This is a genomic window from Enterobacter sp. C3_dUdeg (genome assembly GCF_057536195.1).
In genome coordinates this window covers 1,219,793-1,239,292 of sequence record NZ_BAAKFX010000001.1, presented here as the reverse complement: position 1 = coordinate 1,239,292, position 19,500 = coordinate 1,219,793, and the positions used below count along the sequence as shown (strand labels likewise).

General features: G+C 51.0%; 22 protein-coding genes. 7 read left to right on the top strand and 15 right to left on the bottom strand.

Annotated features, from left to right (window positions below; genetic code table 11):
- Positions 1-143: 143 nt before the first annotated feature.
- Positions 144-1,169 (bottom strand): acyltransferase family protein, encoded by a 1,026-nt coding sequence (locus AC27FC_RS05785; protein WP_126327724.1) that lies wholly within the window; start codon positions 1,167-1,169, stop codon positions 144-146.
- A gap of 204 nt (positions 1,170-1,373) precedes the next feature.
- Between AC27FC_RS05785 and AC27FC_RS05780 the strand changes: the two genes are divergently transcribed.
- Positions 1,374-1,793: a translesion error-prone DNA polymerase V autoproteolytic subunit gene (locus AC27FC_RS05780; protein WP_196354516.1), complete on the top strand. Its 420-nt coding sequence runs from the start codon at positions 1,374-1,376 to the stop codon at positions 1,791-1,793.
- 2 nt (positions 1,794-1,795) lie between these two features.
- A complete protein-coding gene (locus AC27FC_RS05775) occupies positions 1,796-3,064 on the top strand; it encodes a Y-family DNA polymerase (RefSeq protein ID WP_048980398.1) in 1,269 nt (422 codons plus the stop codon).
- A gap of 376 nt (positions 3,065-3,440) precedes the next feature.
- Here the strand turns inward: AC27FC_RS05775 and AC27FC_RS05770 are convergent, their stop codons facing one another.
- The gene (locus AC27FC_RS05770) at positions 3,441-3,779 is read right to left on the bottom strand and encodes a hypothetical protein (RefSeq protein WP_196354515.1); all 339 of its coding nucleotides are present in this window, start codon (positions 3,777-3,779) and stop codon (positions 3,441-3,443) included.
- A gap of 170 nt (positions 3,780-3,949) precedes the next feature.
- The gene (locus tag AC27FC_RS05765) at positions 3,950-4,177 is read right to left on the bottom strand and encodes a phage protein (protein WP_047652164.1); all 228 of its coding nucleotides are present in this window, start codon (positions 4,175-4,177) and stop codon (positions 3,950-3,952) included.
- Between AC27FC_RS05765 and AC27FC_RS05760 the strand changes: the two genes are divergently transcribed.
- A complete protein-coding gene (locus tag AC27FC_RS05760) occupies positions 4,161-4,490 on the top strand; it encodes a YnfU family zinc-binding protein (protein WP_306305002.1) in 330 nt (109 codons plus the stop codon). The genes AC27FC_RS05765 and AC27FC_RS05760 overlap by 17 nt on opposite strands.
- Before the next feature lie 242 nt (positions 4,491-4,732).
- Here AC27FC_RS05760 and AC27FC_RS05755 read toward each other — a convergent pair whose 3' ends face one another.
- Entirely contained in the window at positions 4,733-4,951 is a 219-nt protein-coding gene (locus tag AC27FC_RS05755) for a cold shock domain-containing protein (RefSeq protein WP_042719078.1), read from the bottom strand.
- A gap of 287 nt (positions 4,952-5,238) precedes the next feature.
- Here AC27FC_RS05755 and cspF point away from each other — a divergent pair, with 287 nt between their 5' ends.
- The gene (cspF, locus tag AC27FC_RS05750) at positions 5,239-5,451 is read left to right on the top strand and encodes a cold shock-like protein CspF (RefSeq protein ID WP_072058474.1); all 213 of its coding nucleotides are present in this window, start codon (positions 5,239-5,241) and stop codon (positions 5,449-5,451) included.
- Between the two features lie 51 nt (positions 5,452-5,502).
- On the opposite strand, the gene AC27FC_RS05745 is transcribed toward cspF, so the two are convergent.
- The 3 genes from AC27FC_RS05745 to rstA all read right to left on the bottom strand — a co-directional run bounded on the left by AC27FC_RS05745 (position 5,503) and on the right by rstA (position 7,803).
- Entirely contained in the window at positions 5,503-6,165 is a 663-nt protein-coding gene (locus AC27FC_RS05745; RefSeq protein WP_196354513.1) for an SOS response-associated peptidase, read from the bottom strand.
- A gap of 408 nt (positions 6,166-6,573) precedes the next feature.
- Entirely contained in the window at positions 6,574-6,834 is a 261-nt protein-coding gene (locus AC27FC_RS05740) for a hypothetical protein (protein ID WP_033145345.1), read from the bottom strand.
- Between the two features lie 252 nt (positions 6,835-7,086).
- Entirely contained in the window at positions 7,087-7,803 is a 717-nt protein-coding gene (rstA, locus tag AC27FC_RS05735; RefSeq protein WP_021241154.1) for a two-component system response regulator RstA, read from the bottom strand.
- Positions 7,804-7,931: 128 nt separating this feature from the next.
- On the opposite strand from rstA, the gene AC27FC_RS05730 reads away from it, so the two are divergent.
- The gene (locus tag AC27FC_RS05730) at positions 7,932-8,267 is read left to right on the top strand and encodes a GlpM family protein (protein WP_028017326.1); all 336 of its coding nucleotides are present in this window, start codon (positions 7,932-7,934) and stop codon (positions 8,265-8,267) included.
- Here AC27FC_RS05730 and folM read toward each other — a convergent pair.
- The 3 genes from folM to ydgH form a co-directional block, all read right to left on the bottom strand.
- A complete protein-coding gene (folM, locus tag AC27FC_RS05725) occupies positions 8,264-8,986 on the bottom strand; it encodes a dihydromonapterin reductase (protein WP_033145346.1) in 723 nt (240 codons plus the stop codon). The genes AC27FC_RS05730 and folM overlap by 4 nt on opposite strands.
- A gap of 39 nt (positions 8,987-9,025) precedes the next feature.
- Positions 9,026-10,408 carry an amino acid permease gene (locus tag AC27FC_RS05720; RefSeq protein WP_094935362.1) on the bottom strand — a complete coding sequence of 461 codons (1,383 nt, stop codon included), beginning with the start codon at positions 10,406-10,408 and terminating at the stop codon, positions 9,026-9,028.
- Positions 10,409-10,593: 185 nt separating this feature from the next.
- Positions 10,594-11,538 (bottom strand): DUF1471 family protein YdgH, encoded by a 945-nt coding sequence (gene ydgH / locus AC27FC_RS05715; protein WP_033145347.1) that lies wholly within the window; start codon positions 11,536-11,538, stop codon positions 10,594-10,596.
- Positions 11,539-12,073: 535 nt separating this feature from the next.
- Between ydgH and pntA the strand changes: the two genes are divergently transcribed.
- Positions 12,074-13,603, top strand: coding sequence for a Re/Si-specific NAD(P)(+) transhydrogenase subunit alpha (gene pntA / locus AC27FC_RS05710; RefSeq protein WP_023311474.1), 1,530 nt, complete (start codon positions 12,074-12,076; stop codon positions 13,601-13,603).
- 10 nt (positions 13,604-13,613) lie between these two features.
- Entirely contained in the window at positions 13,614-15,002 is a 1,389-nt protein-coding gene (gene pntB / locus AC27FC_RS05705; protein ID WP_032668239.1) for a Re/Si-specific NAD(P)(+) transhydrogenase subunit beta, read from the top strand.
- Positions 15,003-15,122: 120 nt separating this feature from the next.
- On the opposite strand, the gene uspE is transcribed toward pntB, so the two are convergent.
- The 5 genes from uspE to abgT all read right to left on the bottom strand — a co-directional run bounded on the left by uspE (position 15,123) and on the right by abgT (position 19,499).
- Positions 15,123-16,073: a universal stress protein UspE gene (gene uspE / locus AC27FC_RS05700; protein ID WP_023335478.1), complete on the bottom strand. Its 951-nt coding sequence runs from the start codon at positions 16,071-16,073 to the stop codon at positions 15,123-15,125.
- A 109-nt stretch (positions 16,074-16,182) separates the two neighbouring features.
- Positions 16,183-16,365, bottom strand: a complete 183-nt coding sequence (locus AC27FC_RS05695) for a hypothetical protein (RefSeq protein WP_014883604.1) — start codon at positions 16,363-16,365, stop codon at positions 16,183-16,185.
- 145 nt (positions 16,366-16,510) lie between these two features.
- A complete protein-coding gene (gene fnr, locus AC27FC_RS05690) occupies positions 16,511-17,263 on the bottom strand; it encodes a fumarate/nitrate reduction transcriptional regulator Fnr (protein WP_006174991.1) in 753 nt (250 codons plus the stop codon).
- Between the two features lie 183 nt (positions 17,264-17,446).
- Positions 17,447-17,962 (bottom strand): methylated-DNA--[protein]-cysteine S-methyltransferase, encoded by a 516-nt coding sequence (gene ogt, locus AC27FC_RS05685; protein ID WP_039262722.1) that lies wholly within the window; start codon positions 17,960-17,962, stop codon positions 17,447-17,449.
- Between the two features lie 10 nt (positions 17,963-17,972).
- Complete coding sequence (abgT, locus tag AC27FC_RS05680; RefSeq protein WP_094935361.1) at positions 17,973-19,499, bottom strand: p-aminobenzoyl-glutamate transporter; 1,527 nt, start codon at positions 19,497-19,499, stop codon at positions 17,973-17,975.
- Position 19,500 lies beyond the last annotated feature (1 nt).

The window sequence follows — 19,500 nt, the reverse complement described above, 5'->3', positions numbered from 1 at the left end:
AATATTTTTTATTGAATCCCTTTGAGCGTATGAATGGATGTGGGCTGGATACAGACAGTACCAGAATCTAATTTATCGAGGCACTCAACAAAACTAATTTATCAAGTGCCTCGTACTACAATCAGTTCAGCAGGATATTTTAGCTATGCCCTTACTGTTCTTTTCAAAAAGAGAGATTTCAAAGCTTTATTACGCTCAATGAAATGCCAGCATGTCGCGGCCATAAAAAGATTTAAGGAAAAAGCTAAAATCCAGCTGATAAAACCGTGAGTTCTTAAAATGGAATCTGGATTTCGATCCAAATACATCAATAGTGGAAGTTGCATCAGGTAAAATGAATAACTTATATCTCCAAGATACACCAAGGTTGATGTAAATATGTTCTTTGTTACTTTTAATTCACCTAGGTAGGATATTATAACAGCAAGTGTGGGGATGATTAGAAAGTTCGTATCCATGTTTACATTAGATAAGCTAGTGGCATAAAAAAATACAATTATCGAAATAAAAAACACACTGTGTTTAATTCTCATGCCGTGGAGGAAATAAAAGGCAGCACAGATACCAATAATAAACTCTGGAAACCTGAATATTGGCGTGGCATAGTAAACAGAACTTACAGTTGGCCCGCCTATTATCAAGGATACGGGGACGAGTGCTGCTGAAAATATGTATGCAAATAGAATTAGAAGATGTACGTTGTTTTTTGTTATTAGTTTCAGAATGGAAGGGAATAAAGAATAAAAGAACATCTCAACTGAAACAGACCATGTCCCACCGAAGTTCCAGAGACTGAATGATTGATATATCCACGCTTGCATACAAACTAAATATAAAGTTATGCACGCGATAATTTGCCCTGTGGTAAGGTTATCTGTAAAAAGAAATGGAAAAGACAGAACCCCACAGCATAGATAAGCAGGATAAATTCGCGCCAGTCTTTTTTTAAAATAATCAACCAATTGGGAATTATAATAATTATAAGTGAGTACAAATCCGGAGAGCATAAAAAACACACTCATTCCGATCGCACCATTTGATATGCTTTTATTTATATGCGAACCAAAATCCAGAGGGCTTCGCATGTTTATATGGAAAATAAACACATAAAACGCAGCAAAGAATCTTAATATAGTGATTCCATCCATTTTATTTTTTGATAAATTCATTTTATGCTCTCAATTTCGCCACAAATCATCATTTTAAACTCTTATTCACAATGAGAGTAGTCTCATCACTAAAATGTGCTTACCCTGGGAGTATATCCAAAACATTATAACACTCAATCACTTATAGAGTCCTCTACAAGAATTACTTGATCTTAGCGATTATCTAATAATGCTGTATATAAATACAGCTGTTGGGTGAGTATCATGGAATTCATTAGGCCTACAGAAATTAGCGAAACTTTCACGCTTCCACTTTTCAGTGACTTAGTTCAATGCGGATTCCCCAGCCCCGCGGCGGATTACGTTGAACAGCGCATTGATCTCAATGAGTTACTTGTCGCTCACCCTAGCTCGACCTATTTCGTCAAAGCAGCGGGTGATTCAATGATCGAAGCCGGGATCAGCGACGGTGATTTGCTGGTGGTGGACAGCTCACGCACTGCTGAGCACGGTGATATTGTCATTGCCGCGGTGGAAGGGGAGTTCACTGTTAAGCGATTGCAGCTGCGCCCGACCGTCCAGCTCATGCCGATGAACAGCGCTTACTCTCCGATCATAGTCGGAAGCGAAGACACGCTCGATGTATTCGGCGTCGTGACTTTCATCGTTAAAGCTGCGAGCTGAATATGTTTGCTCTCTGTGATGTGAATTCGTTCTACGCATCATGCGAGACGGTGTTTCGACCTGATTTGAGGGGGCGGCCGGTGGTCGTGCTCTCGAATAATGATGGCTGCGTAATCGCGCGCAGTGCCGAGGCTAAGGTCGCTGGAATTACCATGGGTGAGCCATTCTTCAAGCAAAAAGAGCTATTCCGGCGCGCTGGTGTTGTTTGTTTCAGCAGTAACTACGAGCTCTACGCTGACATGTCGAACCGGGTAATGACGACGCTGGAGGAGATGAGTCCCAGAGTCGAAATTTACAGCATCGACGAAGCTTTTTGCGACCTGACTGGCGTTCGCAACTGCCGGGACCTGACTGACTTCGGGAAAGAGATCCGCGCAACAGTTCTTAAGCGTACGCACCTGACTGTCGGGGTTGGCATTGCCCAGACAAAGACACTGGCCAAGCTCGCAAACCACGCTGCCAAGAAATGGCAACGCCAGACGGGCGGGGTAGTGGACCTGTCCAATATCGATCGCCAGCGCCGACTGCTTGCTCTGGTTCCGGTGGAGGACGTCTGGGGCGTCGGCAGGCGCATCAGTAAGAAGCTGAACGTCATGGGCATCAAAACGGCTCTCGACCTCTCAGAGCAGAGTACGTGGATTATTCGAAAGCACTTCAATGTCGTCCTGGAGCGAACTGTCCGGGAGCTGCGCGGCGAACCATGTCTGGATCTGGAGGAGTTTGCACCAGCTAAGCAGGAAATCGTCTGCAGCTGGTCATTCGGCGAACGCGTTACTGAGTATGAACAGATGCGCCAGGCTATCTGCAGCTATGCTGCCCGTGGTGCTGAAAAACTGCGGGGTGAACATCAGTACTGCCGCTTTATCTCTGCGTTCGTGAAAACCTCTCCCTTTGCGTTTAACGAGCCGTATTACGGTAACAGTGCGTCCATGAAGCTTCTTACCCCCACTCAGGATTCACGCGACATCATCAACGCCGCTGTAAAGTGCCTGGACAAAATCTGGAAGGATGGCCACCGGTACCAGAAGGCAGGGATCATGCTTGGGGATTTTTTCAGCCAAGGCGTGGCCCAGCTCAACCTGTTCGATGAGAACGCGCCGCGTGCTGGTAGCGAGAGGCTGATGGAAGTTCTGGATTATCTGAACGGGAAAGATGGAAAGGGAACGCTTTATTTTGCCGGGCAGGGCATACAGCAGCAGTGGCAGATGAAACGGGATATGTTATCTCCACGATATACTACGAGGTATTCAGACCTAATAAAAGTTAGATGATCCTTTAAACGGTATATTCATTCGAACCTAATTATCGGCTATGAGTATTAAGATTAATATGCCTACTACTATGCTTTTGTAATGTAAATAAGCCCCTGCAATTATACAGGGGCTTATGGGTATGATGCCGGGTGCCTCCCGGTGAGTCATTGAACTAACCACTCGTGACTCGCTGCTTCAGAAATTCACGATGAGCCGCTGGATATACAAATCATCAGGTTAATTAGCCCTGCCGCTGAGGAGGATTCATCATTAAACCGAATGTAACAGCAATGCTTAGCAAATGATACAATATTTACTGATGTGCCTCATGATTTTCTTTCGCGGTTTTCACGGTCACGGAATTTTCAGATGGTGAAGGTTAAAATATCGATGTTCATTTTTTTACTTTAAGTCTTGACACAAAGGTTAAGGTTTTATCTTCTGGGCAAATCATTAGAAAAATTGCTGTGGGAGATTTTTCTAAACGTGTAATTCCATGCAGCATCTGGTAGAGTCTTTTTTTTAGTTTTTCTGCTCCATCTTTTTCAGACTCCCACTCTAAAACTGCCTGACCCTCTGAACCAATGAATGAATGGGATGGAAGTTTGACACCTCGGTTTGACTTACTTGAATAGTTCCGGTCATGTAAGAGACCCAAGATAAGAGGGTTGATATTATTATCTGAGAATGGGGCTTCAAGAACTATTAATACTGTGTAATGCAGGATTTTCATGGAAGCCTTATGGTTGCCTCAGCAATAAAGTCATATTGCCATGGTGTTGGATGTACATGTCTTAATTATAAATTTTTGTGTGGGGGTAAAAAACCTGCGTTAAGCAGGCTATAATAATTAAACGTAGTTATAATAATGATTTCATGAATGTCGGCGTTGAATCCCTAGCGTCAAAGATACTTCTGCGCCGCATCTAATATTTCCTGAGAGGTAAGTTCTCGATCTGATGCCACATGGACCACTTCATGGTCACCTGTTAAAGAGGGAAAACCTGCTGACATTATCTGAAGGTTTATCACTTCTCCATTAGGATATTCTTCGCGTATTGATGTCACACCTTTAAGCACAGTGATAACTTTACTTGGCTTACCATTAAAAAAAATGATTACTTTTTTCATATATCACCATGTATTTTGCGGGTTTCTAGCCCCTGCAGGTGGTCGAAAGGGTTCTGTTTGTTCATTTTTTTTGCCTCTTTCGAAATTAAAACAAGCATTATACTTTCTTAACGTGTACTGTAACGGTCCATTTGAACTGGAGAAGTCTATGTCTGCACGTAAAAACACTCAATTCCGCCGAAATTATTTAGTAAAATGTCCTTGTCCAAACTGCTCAAAAGATTCCGAACATAGTTACAATCGTGTACAAAAGGGGGCTCAGTTGGTGTGCCCATACTGCTGTGCTTTGTTCAAATCTTCCCAGCGCTTCTAAAAAAATTATTAAAAAAATAAGAAGTGATGCTTTTGGAGGCTGCCTAACCTCTTACGCACTTTAGTATTTTATAAGCAGTTAGCTTCTGCTTTGAGACTGTTCATGCAGCAGTCCTGCATTTCATCACATCGGTCAGCAAACTTGATGGTAAGTAAATATGCTGGCCTGTTGTAATGATGTGAGTAACCGAACATCACCTTTCACTGATAAAGTCATGCTGGCTTAAGCAAACCATCTAAAAATTATCTATCGCAAAGTGTTACATTGGCAGCGATTGGACCTTTAGTTCCAGCTATGATAGCGAATTTGACTTTTTGTCCTTCAAAAAGAGTATTAAATGTTTCTCCCAGCAGGGAAGAAGTGTGAACAAGAACATCTTTACTTCCATCGAGTGGGGAGATAAAGCCAAACCCCTTATCTTCGTTAAACCACTTAACAAGACCTATGATTTTAGATGACATACAAACTCCGTTTGAACATTTCAAACTGACAAGCAAGCTCATGATAAGAAACGTATGCTGGTATATGTATGGACTCAAGAGGAGGGATATCAGAGATAACACCTAGTTATGAGAACGGCTTTTGGAAAAGTTAGATTCATCATCGCACCGAATCAGCCAAACCATTAAGGCACGTGTTGAATGATTAAGCAAATTTTATCTTAGCCTTCTAGAAGGCCGTTAAAATAGTGTTAGCTATTATTAACTGATCCTGTATAGTGAAATCTGGATTACCATTAGGAAAATATTTGTCTCGTAAAATGACAGGAATTGTCAAAAGTTTTGACTTCAAGAGCGGAAAGGGATTGATTATCCCATCAGATGGCAGAAAAGATGTTTTTTTGCATGTTTCTGCATTAAGTAATAGTGAAAGCCAAACGTTAAAGCCAGGTGTTCGTGTTGAATTTTATCGTATAAATGGACTTAGTGGTCCGATGGCTGCAAATATATTTCTTTCTTAAAGTAAGATAATATTGAACCAAATATAAAGTGCGCATCAAAAGCACTGCAGATTATATATCTGTTTGTTCTATCAATTTTCTCCCCTGATTTTTTCCATTTCCAACATCACGGGCCACAGCATGCCAGATAAACTTGTCGGTTGGTACAGCGCCGTCGGCCGCTATCTCTTGAGTTTCTTTCCCTCCAGCGTCCTGACGCATCCATTCCCTTGCTGCTACTGCTGACAAAACCAGTGGCCGGCGGTCATGAATATCCACCAGGTCTTTGTCAGCTGCAGATGTCACTATCAGGAAACCTTCCGATTCATCGCCGCGCTCGAACGGCGTGCTGCCGATTGCAGCCATGAAAATAGGCTGACCGTCTGCCCGGTGAATGAAGTAGGGCTGTTTCTTGTCGCCTTCTTTCTTCCATTCAAACCACCCATCGGCAAAGCAGATCGCTCGGCCATGTTCCCACAAAAGTTTAAGCATTCGACTTGTGGCCGCAGTTTCGACGCGCGCGGGCTTATCCCACCACCCGGGCGCATAGCCCCAGAATACCGGATCGAGGTGTAATTGCTCGTCGCGTTCGCTCAGCAGCAGGACTTTAGTACCTGGCGCCACGTTGTACCGGCCAATAGGTTCCGGGTCATAGGCAATGTCACGATCGGCTTCGTCGGCCAGGTAAGCCAGATATTCTTCACGTGTTTGTGCTTGTGCAAAACGTCCACACATAGAAACCTCCAGTTAGTCAATAGGGCAGGGAGAAAAAGTAGCGCGCTGGTTAAGTCTTACAAACGTATTCGGGGCGATTCTCCTGAAGAGAATGGAGTTCGTACAGCGGTGTGTTACGAAACTGGAAGGAGCTATGCAAAATAGGGGGATTTTGGGGGCAAATTTGGGGGCATTTTGAAGGAGGGACACCAAAAGGGGCACAAAAAAGACCGTGAATGTCCGTATATGTCCGTTAAACGTTTCGGGCTAACTTATTGAAAACATAATAAGTATATCCATTTCAATGAGTTGGGTTTTTTCTGCACACTAAAACTGCACAAACAGCTTTTTCATTGGATCTCACCGAAGAAACGCTTTGTGCAGAATATACATGAAAACCCGTCGATATTTTCATGTCTGTGGAGCGCGTTACATGGCAATTGCGCTGTTTTTTACCTTGGCGATGAGTGTTTCCGTTACGGCCAGTCCTTCCGCAATGTGCATATCAATCACATCGGTACCGAATTCGTTAATTAAATCCAGAAGTATTTCGTAAGTCTGGATGAGCTCAAGGAGATCAAAGAGCGCTTTTTGATCGGCGCGTGAGGGGGAGGAATGGCTAAGCGCAGCCTGATTAACAATCCATTCAAGATTGGTTTTGATGGCCTCTACCTGACTGTAGCTATACATATTTCATGGGCTTAAATCCTCATTTCAAGATTTTATGGGAGAGGTATCGTGAGAGCTTCACGGTGAAAAAGAGTCTGCATGTCGCCGGGGCAGTGCTGGCTGTAGAAAGGATGGCTGAAGATTTAATTATGGGATAGTTCGCGTGCTTAGCAAGTTAATTGTTGCGCAAACGTAAAAATAAACGCGCGAAAGGGAGGACATCGCGGTGTAATGCCTTCATTTCGCGCACGTTATGCTAGCCAGATAACGGAATCAGGTTTCCCAGGCGTGCGGGGCAAACAGATAACCCTTGTTACGCACGGTTTTAATGCGGTAGGGCTCGGTAGCGTTATCCTGCAGCTTTTTGCGCAGACGCGAAATCGCCACGTCAACGCTGCGGTCCATTCCGTCATAGCTCACGCCACGCAGGTTTTTCAGCAGCGCGTCGCGGTCCATGATTTGCCCGGCGTGCGTTGCCAGCTCCCACAGCAGGTCAAAGTCTGCGGTGGAGAGGGCGATAAGCTCGCCGGAGAGCAGCACCTGGCGGTTAATGGGGTCAATAGACAGCGTACCGAAGCGCATCGCTTTGTGCGGCGTCAGAGACGGCGCGGGCGCTTCGCGTTCGATGCTGGCGTGCTGGCGCAAATGCAGGCGCAGGCGGGCAAGCAGGACGGCAGGCGGTGTGGTTTTCAGAATGTAGTCATTGGCGCCCATCTCCAGCGACAAAATGTGGTTCATATCGCTGTCCAGTGAGGTGAGCAGGACGATAGGACCCTCCCACCGGGCGCGCAGGTCACGGCAGAGCGTCATGCCGTCTTTGCCTGGCAACATAATATCCAGCAGTACCAGATCCGGGTTTTCACGGACGACCACCTCTTCGGCACGATCGCCGCGAGGTTCAACAATGACGTCCATATCATGTTTACCCAGATAGGCGGCGATCAGTTGCCCGACCTCGGGTTCGTCTTCAACATAAACAATCTTATTCATACAGCGTCTGTTTTCGTGAAAAAAGCCAACATACACCGCGGAACCTTAACCTTCCATTAATCTTTCAAAATTAACGCCGGTTCCGTTATTCTGGCTCTTATTGTGAGTTGATTATTCCAGGGAAAAGTATGGGGCTGGTGATCAAAGCCGCACTGGGCGCGCTGGTGGTGTTACTGATTGGCATTCTGGCAAAAACGAAAAACTACTACATTGCCGGGCTAATCCCGCTGTTTCCGACCTTTGCGCTAATTGCTCACTATATTGTGGCTTCTGAGCGGGGTACGGAAGCGTTACGCACGACCATCGTGTTTGGCATGTGGTCTATCATTCCGTATTTTCTCTACCTGCTTTCGCTGTGGTATTTCACCGGTTTTCTGCGTCTTCCCCTGGCGCTGAGCGGGGCGGTGGTCTGCTGGGGACTCAGCGCCTGGGTGCTAATTTTCTTCTGGAGCCGCTTTCACTAGCGCAGCGGGCGCCCGCCGTCCACGGCAAAGGTTCTGCCCGTGACGTAGCAGCTGGTGAGCAGGTAATCCACGAGGTCGATCACCTCTTTCTCGCCCGGCGCGATTTTCATGAGCGACTTATTCAGCGCCTGCTGGCGATACTCCGCATCATCGTTTTCGTTAAACAAAATCATCGCCGGGGCGATGGCGTTTACCTTCACCTCGGGCGCGAGCTTGCGGGCGAACGAGCGCGTCATATTATCCAGTGCGGCTTTACTGGCCGCGTAGGCGATGTGCTTGTCGCTGCCGCGCTCCACCACATAATCGGTGAAGTGAATAATATCGCCGGCCGCGTGCCCATGGCCGCGCAGCAGATCCTGCAGAGCGTGGTTAAGCAGGTAAGGCGCATTGACGTGGATCTGCAGCATGGCGGAGAGCGTTTCGCTGAGTGACGTACCGGGTTTTTCGGCTCGCCATGCGCTGGCGTTATGGATCACGGCGCGCAGTCCCGTCGTGGTGGCTTTTACCTTTTCCGCGAAAGCCAGAATGCCTTCATCGGTCGAAAAATCAGCCTGAATGCAGACCGCCCCGGCTTTGCGTAACCCTTCAATCGACGGGTATTCCGTACGGTAGCTGACAATGACCGGATGGCGAAGGTTGAGAAAGTGATGGGCGAGGGCGAGGCCGATACGGCGGCCTCCACCGGTAATCAGTATTGGGCGAAGCGGTGCATTTCCCATCGTATTCTCCTTTACAGTTCAACAATGGGAAAGGCGATGCTATCCCATTAACATCCAGGTTGCCGGTAGGGCAGCAACCAGTAACAATCCAATTAAGGCCATCTCACGGCGCTTCAGCGCGTTCTCCAGCTGATGCGTGCGGCGGGCGTAGATAAACACCAGCAGACCCGGTGCGTACAGCACTACCGACAGCAGCAGATGCATAGGCCCGGAAGCATACAACAACCACAGGCCGTAAATACAGGCTCCGACACCCACGACATAATGCGCCGGGCGTGTGGCAATTTTTAACAGATACGCACCTACTAGGAAATAGGGTACCAGAATCATCTCCGAGGCGATGGTCAGCAGGGTGTTATAGTCTGAACCTGTGAGCCAGATCAGCACCAGACAGACCTGAACGCTGATGTTGGTTAGCCAGAGTGAGGCCGACGGCGCGCTGTTTTGGTTTTGACGGGCGAACAGGCGTGGAAACGCCTTGTGCGTCGCGGCCAGGAACGGCACTTCAGCCGCCATGATGGTCCAGCTCAGGTAAGCGCCGCAGACGGAGACAATCAGCCCTGCGGCAATCACCACGTCGCCCCAGGGGCCGAGCATTTTCACCATCAGGCCCGCCATTGACGGGTTACGCATTTCAGCCAGCTCAGGACGTGCCACCACGCCCAGCGACAGCAGCGTGACCAGCAGATAGACCCCCAGCGCGGCCAGAACTGCCAGCAGCGTGGCGCGGCCCACATCGCGTTTATTCCTGGCCCGGGCAGAAACCACGACCGCGCCTTCAACGCCGATGAACACCCACAGGGTAATCAGCATCGTGTTTTTCACCTGCTCCCAGACGGGCACGCCCAGCGCAACGCCGCTGAAATCAAGCTTGAAAACGTCCATACGGAACGCAATAAAGGCCAGAACGATAAACAGGCCGAGCGGAACCAGTTTCGCCAGCGTCGCCACCAGGTTGATGCTGGCGGCCGTTTGTACGCCACGCAACACCAGCCAGTGGACGAACCACAGCAACACCGAGGCGCCCACAATAGACTGCCAGGTATTTCCATCGCCAAAGAGGCCCAGCTCAGGCGTATCGGTAAAGAAACTGAGCGCCGAGAAGACGATCACCAGGTAGGAGACGTTGGCGATAACGGCACATAGCCAGTATCCCCACGCGGAACAGAAGCCAATCAGCTCGCCGAAACCTTCACGCGCATAGGTGAAAATGCCGCCGTCAAGATCCGGACGAATGCGGGTGAGCAGCAGCATGGCGAAGGCCAGCAGCAGTATGCCGACACCCGTAATGCCCCAGCCAATGATGAGCGCGGATGGGCTGGCAACGGCCGCCATATTTTGCGGCAAACTGAATACGCCTGCACCCAGCATTGAGCTTAAAACGAGTGCAGTCAGAGCACTCAGGCCAAGTTTCTTTTCCATTGGCTTCCTGTTATGAAAGGTCAAAATCCAGAATAATTATTTCGCTCAGGCGCATAAAAATGGTGGATCACACTAAGGCGCGGAATTTTACGGAGTGTAACGAATGCATGCAATGACGTGAGGCAGAAATTCAAAAAAAGTAACAAAAAAAGGCGGCATTGCGCCGCCTTTCGTCAACGATGTTGTTACTTGTACAGATCGGCGCTGATGGTCACGTTGTTACCACGTTCCTGCCACTGGCGGGTGATGTGGTAGTACTTCGCCCCTTTCTTCGCCGCACGCTTCGCGACCTGGTAAGAGACTTCCGTCATGTTGCCGTAGTTGCCGGTAAACTTGATGCTGTCGAACGGCACCATCTGCGCTGCAGTGGCGTTGTTCAGCTCTTCAATTTTGGTACCGTCAGGCAGCGTAACGGAGTAACGGCCACCTTTCGTGGACTGCGTTTCGAAGAAACGTCCCACTTCAGCGCTTGGGGCAGCCGTCGTTGCTACGCCTGGAATTTCAACTTTCTTCGCTGCTTCGCCGCCTTTCGCTATCGCCGCGCGACCTGCTTCTGAATTCGCCGGGATGGCATCCGGGCTCTGCAGAACACGTTTTTTCGCATCTTTTTTATAGATGAACGCGGTAATACGCTGGTTGCCACCCTGGTTAGCATCGACCTGACGCACGATGAAGAAAGAGTAGGCCCCTTTCTCTTTCGCGGCTTTGGTGATGGCATCGTTCACTTCAGGCTGGCTGCGATAGAAGCCCTGAACGGTGACGGTGTCGTATGGTTCCAGCTCAATCGCCTGATCTTTCGGCAGTTCAACAACACCGTTGATCACGCGGTTTTTCGGTGCGTCAGCTTTTGGCGCATTGTCTTTGAACAGCGCGATGGTCACGCGCAGGTTACCGCTGTTGCCGTAATCGGACTGGTCAACGACATAAAACGAGGCCGCCCCGTTTTTATCAGCGGCTTTTGATGCAGCGGCGACAGCGTCGCCAATAGAATTATAACGACCCACAATGACCGTATGGTCAAAAGGTTTTAACGCTGCCGCTTGCTCCGGCGTTAACTCTGTTGCGGCATTCGCAGACAGGGCGGTCGCGGAAAGAAGTGCGGACGCCAGGAGTGTGTTCTTAAGCTTCATAAAAATGATCCTTCGCCTTGCGCAAACCATGTACTGGTATTGTTGTTAATTTGAGACGGTCCCGATTATTGCATTTAAAACCCGTCGCTGTCTGCGCCATTTTTCACTGCCTGTGCTTACTGAATCACCGAATTCGATAACATTTAGTGATATGTTGAAAAAACACGCGTTTGACAAGTAAAACTGATAAAGCATATGACTTTTACAAGTTAATTTAATGTTAATAAGTTGTTCTGTCATGGCGCTATATCATGTTTTTACCGCTTCGCTTGCGCGATTTATCGGTTCTGGCAGTGAATTTAAGGTAAATATCACTGTCAGTGACGCCGATCGCTTATTTTTCACAGATAAAGTAAGAAATAGTGTTTTCTGGCGGTAGATCACGGGCGCTATTTTCAGTAGGTTATAGACAGTTTGTTACTGTTTTATTTTCCGGGGTTAATCATCTCTCGTCGCTCGCGCGATGGCGAAAATTGATACAAACCGCGGGCATTTATCGATAAACCATCATCAAAAACCGATGGAAGGGAAAACTATGCGTATTGGGGTACCAAAAGAACGGTTAGCCAATGAAACCCGCGTAGCGGCAACACCGAAAACGGTGGAGCAACTGCTTAAACTGGGTTTTACGGTCGCGGTTGAAAGCGGCGCGGGCAAACTGGCGAGTTTCGATGACGAGGCCTTTATCCAGGCTGGCGCGGAAGTGGTCGACGGTGCTGACGTCTGGCAGTCGCCGGTGATTCTGAAGGTCAACGCACCGGAAGAGAGTGAGATTGCGTTGCTGAATCCGGGAACAACCCTGGTGAGCTTCATCTGGCCTGCGCAAAACCCGGAGCTGATGGAGAAGCTGGCGGCCCGCGGCGTGACCGTGATGGCAATGGACTCCGTGCCGCGCATTTCGCGCGCGCAGTCGCTGGATGCCTTAAGCTCCATGGCAAACATTGCCGGCTACCGCGCCATTGTTGAAGCGGCCCACGAGTTTGGTCGCTTCTTTACCGGTCAAATCACCGCCGCGGGTAAAGTCCCTCCGGCGAAAGTGATGGTGATTGGCGCAGGCGTGGCGGGCCTTGCCGCAATCGGTGCGGCAAACAGCCTGGGCGCTATCGTACGCGCTTTTGACACCCGTCCTGAAGTAAAGGAACAGGTCCAGAGTATGGGCGCCGAATTCCTTGAGCTGGACTTCAAGGAAGAAGCAGGCAGCGGCGATGGTTACGCGAAGGTAATGTCCGAAGCCTTCATCAAAGCCGAAATGGAACTCTTCGCCGCTCAGGCGAAAGATGTCGACATTATTGTCACCACCGCGCTTATCCCGGGTAAACCGGCGCCGAAGCTGATCACCCGTGAGATGGTTGACTCCATGAAGCCGGGCAGCGTGATTGTCGACCTGGCCGCCCAAAACGGCGGTAACTGTGAATATACCGTTCCAAATCAGGTAACCACGACCGCTAACGGCGTGAAGGTGATCGGCTATACCGATCTGCCGGGCCGTCTGCCAACGCAGTCTTCTCAGCTCTACGGCACTAACCTCGTTAACCTGCTGAAGCTGCTTTGCAAAGAGAAAGACGGCAACGTCACGGTTGATTTCGACGATGTGGTGGTGCGCGGCGTCACGGTGGTCCGTGAAGGTGAAATTACCTGGCCTGCGCCGCCTATTCAGGTTTCTGCTCAGCCTCAGGCGGCAACGAAAGCGGCACCTGAGCCAAAAGAACCCGCCAAACCCGCTTCTCCATGGCGCAAATACGCGATCATGGCGCTGGTGATTATTCTGTTCGGCTGGCTGGCTGACGTCGCACCAAAAGAGTTCCTCGGCCACTTTACCGTCTTCGCGCTCTCCTGCGTCGTGGGCTACTACGTGGTGTGGAACGTCTCCCATGCGCTGCATACGCCGCTGATGTCGGTAACTAACGCCATCTCCGGGATCATCGTGGTGGGGGCGTTACTGCAGATTGGTCACGGCGGCTGGATCAGCTTCCTGAGCTTTATCGCGGTGCTGATCGCCAGTATCAATATTTTCGGTGGTTTCACCGTGACTCAGCGCATGCTGAAAATGTTTCGTAAAGGCTAAGGGGTAGCATATGTCTGGAGGATTAGTGACAGCTGCATATATTGTTGCTGCAATCCTGTTTATTTTCAGTCTGGCGGGGCTTTCCAAACACGAAACGTCTCAGCAGGGGAATAACTTTGGTATCGCCGGGATGGCGATTGCGCTGATTGCCACCATCTTCGGGCCGGATACCGGCAACGTGGCGTGGATCCTGGTAGCGATGATCATCGGCGGCGCGATTGGTATTCGCCTGGCAAAACGCGTTGAAATGACCGAGATGCCGGAGCTGGTTGCCATTCTGCACAGCTTCGTGGGTCTGGCTGCAGTGCTGGTGGGCTTCAACAGCTACCTGTATCACGAACCGGGTCTGGAACCGATTCTGGTGAACATCCACCTGACGGAAGTGTTCCTCGGTATCTTCATCGGTGCGGTGACCTTCACCGGCTCCATTGTGGCGTTCGGCAAGCTGCGCGGGAAGATCTCCTCTAAACCGCTGATGCTGCCAAACCGTCATAAGCTGAATCTGGCGGCGCTGGTGGTGTCGTTTGTATTGCTGGTGGTCTTCGTGCGTACCGAAAGCGTCGGCCTGCAGGTACTGGCGTTGCTGGTAATGACCATCATCGCGCTGGCGTTTGGCTGGCACCTGGTGGCGTCCATCGGCGGTGCGGATATGCCGGTGGTTGTCTCGATGCTGAACTCCTACTCCGGTTGGGCGGCAGCGGCGGCAGGCTTTATGCTGAGCAACGACCTGCTGATCGTCACCGGTGCGCTGGTGGGTTCTTCCGGTGCGATCCTGTCTTACATCATGTGTAAGGCGATGAACCGCTCGTTCATCAGCGTCATCGCCGGTGGTTTCGGGACCGATGGATCTTCTTCCAGTGCGGATGAAGAAGTGGGTGAGCACCGTGAAATTTCTGCGGAAGATACCGCAGACATGCTGAAAAACTCGCATTCCGTGATCATCACTCCGGGCTACGGCATGGCGGTGGCGCAGGCGCAGTATCCGGTTGCGGAAATCACCGAGAAGCTGCGCGCGCGTGGCATCAAGGTTCGCTTTGGTATTCACCCGGTGGCAGGGCGCCTGCCTGGCCACATGAACGTGCTGCTGGCGGAAGCGAAAGTGCCTTACGACATCGTGCTGGAAATGGATGAGATCAACGATGATTTCGCCGACACCGACACCGTGCTGGTTATTGGTGCTAACGATACCGTTAACCCTGCGGCGCAGGACGATCCGGGTAGCCCAATCGCAGGTATGCCTGTTCTCGAAGTGTGGAAGGCGCAGAACGTGATCGTCTTCAAACGCTCCATGAATACCGGCTATGCCGGGGTTCAGAACCCGCTGTTCTTCAAAGAGAACACCCACATGCTGTTTGGCGATGCCAAAGCCAGCGTGGATGCGATTCTGAAAGCGCTGTAAGTTGCGTTGAAACGAAAAAACCGCCGAATTCGGCGGTTTTTTTATTGCCGGGTGGCGCTGACGCTTACCCGGCCTACGGTTTTGTTGGCCCGGCAAGCCTGCGCCGCCTGGCGTCAGGCGTTAATCGTCTTCAGGATCGTCCAGCTCAACCGGCGTCTGATACTCATCCGGCTTAATGACCAGCAGGTCGCAGCGCAGATGGTCGATCACCTGTTCGGCGGTATTGCCGAGGAAGGCGGCAGAAATACCGGTTCGGCCAATGGTGCCCAGCACCACAATCCCCGCCTGCAGGTGTTCCGCCAGGTCCGGGATCACCTCTTCAGGCAGCCCTTTTTCCACGTGAGTCATTTTCTCATCGATGCTGAATTTCTGGCGCAGCGCTTTCATGGCCAGCAGATGCTGACCGCGGATCGCGTCGTTGTACACGCTCGGGTCAAATTCAGGGAGCTCAATAGCAATGTTAATCGGGGTGACCGGATAGGCGCCAACCAGATGCACTTCGGTATGATTCACCTGATCGGCAAGCTGGATGGTCTCCTTCACCAGCTTCTCGTTCAGCGAATTGTGGTAATCCTCTTCGCTCGCGAGGTTTACCGCCACAACGGCTTTCCCGCCTTCAGGCCACGGCTGGTCTTTCACCATCCAGACCGGGCAAGGGCATTTGCGCAGCAAGTGCCAGTCGGTCGGAGTGAAGATCACGGATTCCAGCTTGTCGTGCTGGTGCGCCATCTTCAGCAGCAGGTCGTGCCCACCGGCGACAATTTCCTGGATGATGGCTTCGAAAGGTCGGTTATGCCAGACCACTTTAATATCAATGGGCACGCCCGCTTCCAGGTAATACTTCGCCTGTTCACGGATCCACGCGGTACGCTGGCTGATGACGCCCTGACGCATAGCGGTGCGCTCGTCAGGCGACAGAAGGGTGGTCATCTCATACGAGAAGTCATAGATCGGCAAAAACGCTTTGATTTTGCCACCAATCCGTTGATGTAAATACACAGCACGTCGTAATGCCGGCTGATCGTCCTGATTCGGATCGATAGCTACCAGCATGTTTTGATACTTGGCCATACAGGTCTCCTTACTACTGTCACCACAGTCTGTAATTAAAAGAGTAACCTATATATCCTGAATGAAACAGAGGGGAGGTTTTGCCAGATCAATAATTCATGAAAATTTATCAGAGGAAAAGTACCGTCGTCGTCACCGCGATAAACGCAATAAACAGCAGCACCATCACCGCTATCGCAAAGGTCGTGGAATCCTGGACGTAGGTTTTTTCTTCCCCCTTCATCGGGCCGACAAGCATGATCCAGATGAAGATAAAGGTCACAGAGGCAATCACGACTGAAACGAAAAACAAACTTTCTCTCAATTCATAACCTCAACGAGAACCTTTCGGGCGCTGTGTGGGGACGTGCTACGGTGAAAATTTCTTGAAACGGAAGTGATTACACCAGACCAATAAATCACAAGAATTTATGGTCTGGTCATCAACATGCGGAGAGTTACGCCACGTTGCGGGCGTGCCCGGCAAGAACGGCAAGCGCTTCACCGTTTTCGATAGTGATGTATTTACCTTTAACGGCCAGCATCCCGCTTTTCTGGAAACGGCCCAGCAGACGGCTGATGGTTTCCACGGTCAGACCCAGGTAGTTGCCGATATCGCCACGCGTCATCGTCAGACGGAATTCACGCGGCGAGAAGCCACGCTCGGCGAAGCGGCGGGAGAGGTTGTAGATAAACGCGGCCAGGCGCTCTTCTGCGTTCTTTTTAGAAAGCAGCAGAATCATGTCCTGATCGCCTTTGATCTCACCGCTCATCAGACGCATCATCTGCTGACGCAGGTTAGGCATCTTACCGGACAGATCGTCCAGGGTTTCAAACGGGATTTCGCAAACCATTGAGGTTTCGAGTGCCTGAGCAAAGCTCGGGTGATGGCCCGTGCCGATGGCATCAAAGCCCACCAGGTCACCCGCCAGATGGAAGCCGGTGATCTGCTCATCACCCTGTTCGGTGATGGTGTAGCTTTTGATGGTGCCAGAACGGATAGCATAGAGCGATTTCAGTTCGTCTCCCGCTTTAAACAGCGTCTGCCCTTTCTGAATAGGCTTTTTGCGCTCGATGATATTATCAAGCTGATCGAGTTCATGCTCATTCAGGGTAAACGGGATACAGAGCTGGCTGATGCTGCAATCCTGGCAATGGATAGCACAACCGCCAGACTGAATGCGTCGTATAATTCGCTTTTCCGGGATCATAGGTTTGCTCAAGCCTTAATTGATATTGGTCAATTTTAACATCTTTTTGGTAAGTACGTAAGCCTGACAAACCCTCAATAAGGACAAGAGACGGCAACGTGTCGCCATCTTCTTGAAATTCCACAGCTTGATTATGGATTTTTAGCCTAACCGGTAGAAAATTAAGCACAAAAAGCCTGGGAGCTAGAGCAGGAGATACCCTTCGTGACGCAGTAACCACTCTTTGCGCTGCACGCCGCCGGCATAGCCTGTCATGGTACCGTTGCGGCCAATGACGCGATGGCAGGGCACCACGATGCTGACCGGGTTAGAGCCGTTGGCGGCACCCACCGCGCGTGCGGCCCCCGCGCGGCCTAGCTGTTCCGCGAGCTGGCCGTAATGCATCACCTGCCCGCACGGAATCGACCGCAGCGCCTGCCACACCTCGCGCTGAAAAGGCGTGCCTGCCGTGGCGGTCGGCAGAGTATCAATGATGCTGAGATCGCCTTCGAAATAGGCCGCAAGCTTGTCGCTCAGCCCGCCCGGGTTGGTGGCGCGGATACGTTCATACCCCTGCGAGCGGTAGTGAACATTGAGCAGTTCTTCCATCCGGTCGCTGTGCTCTTCCCATTCGACGGCGCGCAGGCAGAACTGCTCGTCCGCGATCACCCACAGCGGCCCGAGCGGCGTCGCAATCTTATCTTCGAGTAATCTCAGCATCCTCATTCCTTTAGTTCAGCCTCGGGTAAATCCCCGGCCCAATCGGCAGGCCGACAAGATACCATGCCACCAGCATCACCAGCCATACCCCTAAAAAGATAAGCGGGTAGGGTAAAACCAGCGAATAGTAGGTACCCAGTTTGGCCTCGGGTTTATAGCGCTGCAGGAAGCCTAAAAACAGCGGAACAAACGGCGAAACCGGCGCCAGCGGAATCACCGAGGAGTCCGCGATGCGGAACAGGATCTGGGCAAACGCAGGATGAAAACCCAGCATCATAAACATCGGTACGAAGATCGGGGCCAGAATCGACCAGATGGCGGAGCCGCTGGCGATAAACATGCACAGCAGGGATGACAGCAGCGCCAGGCCGACAAACGCCGGTACGCCGCTTAGCCCGGCCGCCTCCAGCGCGTCGGTCAGGCCCACGGCCATAAACTTGCCCATATTGCTCCAGTTAAACATCGCCACAAACTGCGCCAGCGGGAACACCATCACGATAAAGCCCGCCATCTCCTTCATCGGCTCGATCATCAGCTGCGGCAGATCGCCCTGACGGCGGATCTTACCGGTCGCGATACCGTAGGCGAGCGAAACGACAAAGAAGAAGAGGATAATCAGCGGCACGATGCCCTGAATAAACGGCGACGGCAGGATGGTATGTTTAACCGGATCGCGCAATATACCGTTTTCCGGCACCACCATCAGCGCCACCAGCGCGATAAAGGCCAGCGAGACAACGCCCGCCACGCGCAGGCCGAAGCGCTGCTCTTTGCTCAGGGTTTCCAGCTTTTCATCGCTACGGCCTTCCCATTTACCCAGCCGCGGCTCGATGATTTTATCGGTAATCAGCCCGCCGACAATCGTCAGGACAATCACTGAGCTCGCCATAAAGTACCAGTTGTCGATCACGCTGACGTGCATGGCCGTATCAATGGTCTTCGCCGCCTCCGTGCTGATGCCAGAGAGCAGCACGTCGGTGGTGACGATCAGCAGGTTAGCGGTAAATCCGCAGCCCACGCCCGCAATCGCCGACAGCAGGCCTGCCACGGGATGACGCCCGACGGCGAGGAAAATCAGCGCCCCCATCGGCGGCATGATCACCAGCGCGGCGTCGGAGGAGATATGGCTGAAGAAGGCGATAAACAGCACCATATAGCTCGCGTAACGCGCGCTGACGTGAGAAGCCATCTTCACCATTAATGCGGGCAGCAAGCCCACGCGTTCAGCCAGCCCGGCGCCCAAAACCAGCGCCAGAATGGCGCCCAGCGGGGCGAAGCCGCTGAAGTTTTTGATGACGTTGGGTAAAAACCAGTGCAGCCCGTCAACGCTGAGCAGGTTTTTCACCGCCACCAGGCTGCCGTCAGCCGGGCTGCGCACGCTCACGTCAAAGGCGGAGAGCACGGCGGTGGCGACCATTAAAATCACAATCAGATAGATAAACAGCAGGAAAGGGTGCGGCACTTTATTGCCGATCCTTTCAACCCAGCCATAGAGCTTACCGGATGGGGAATGCGAAGGTATGGATGACATACTCATG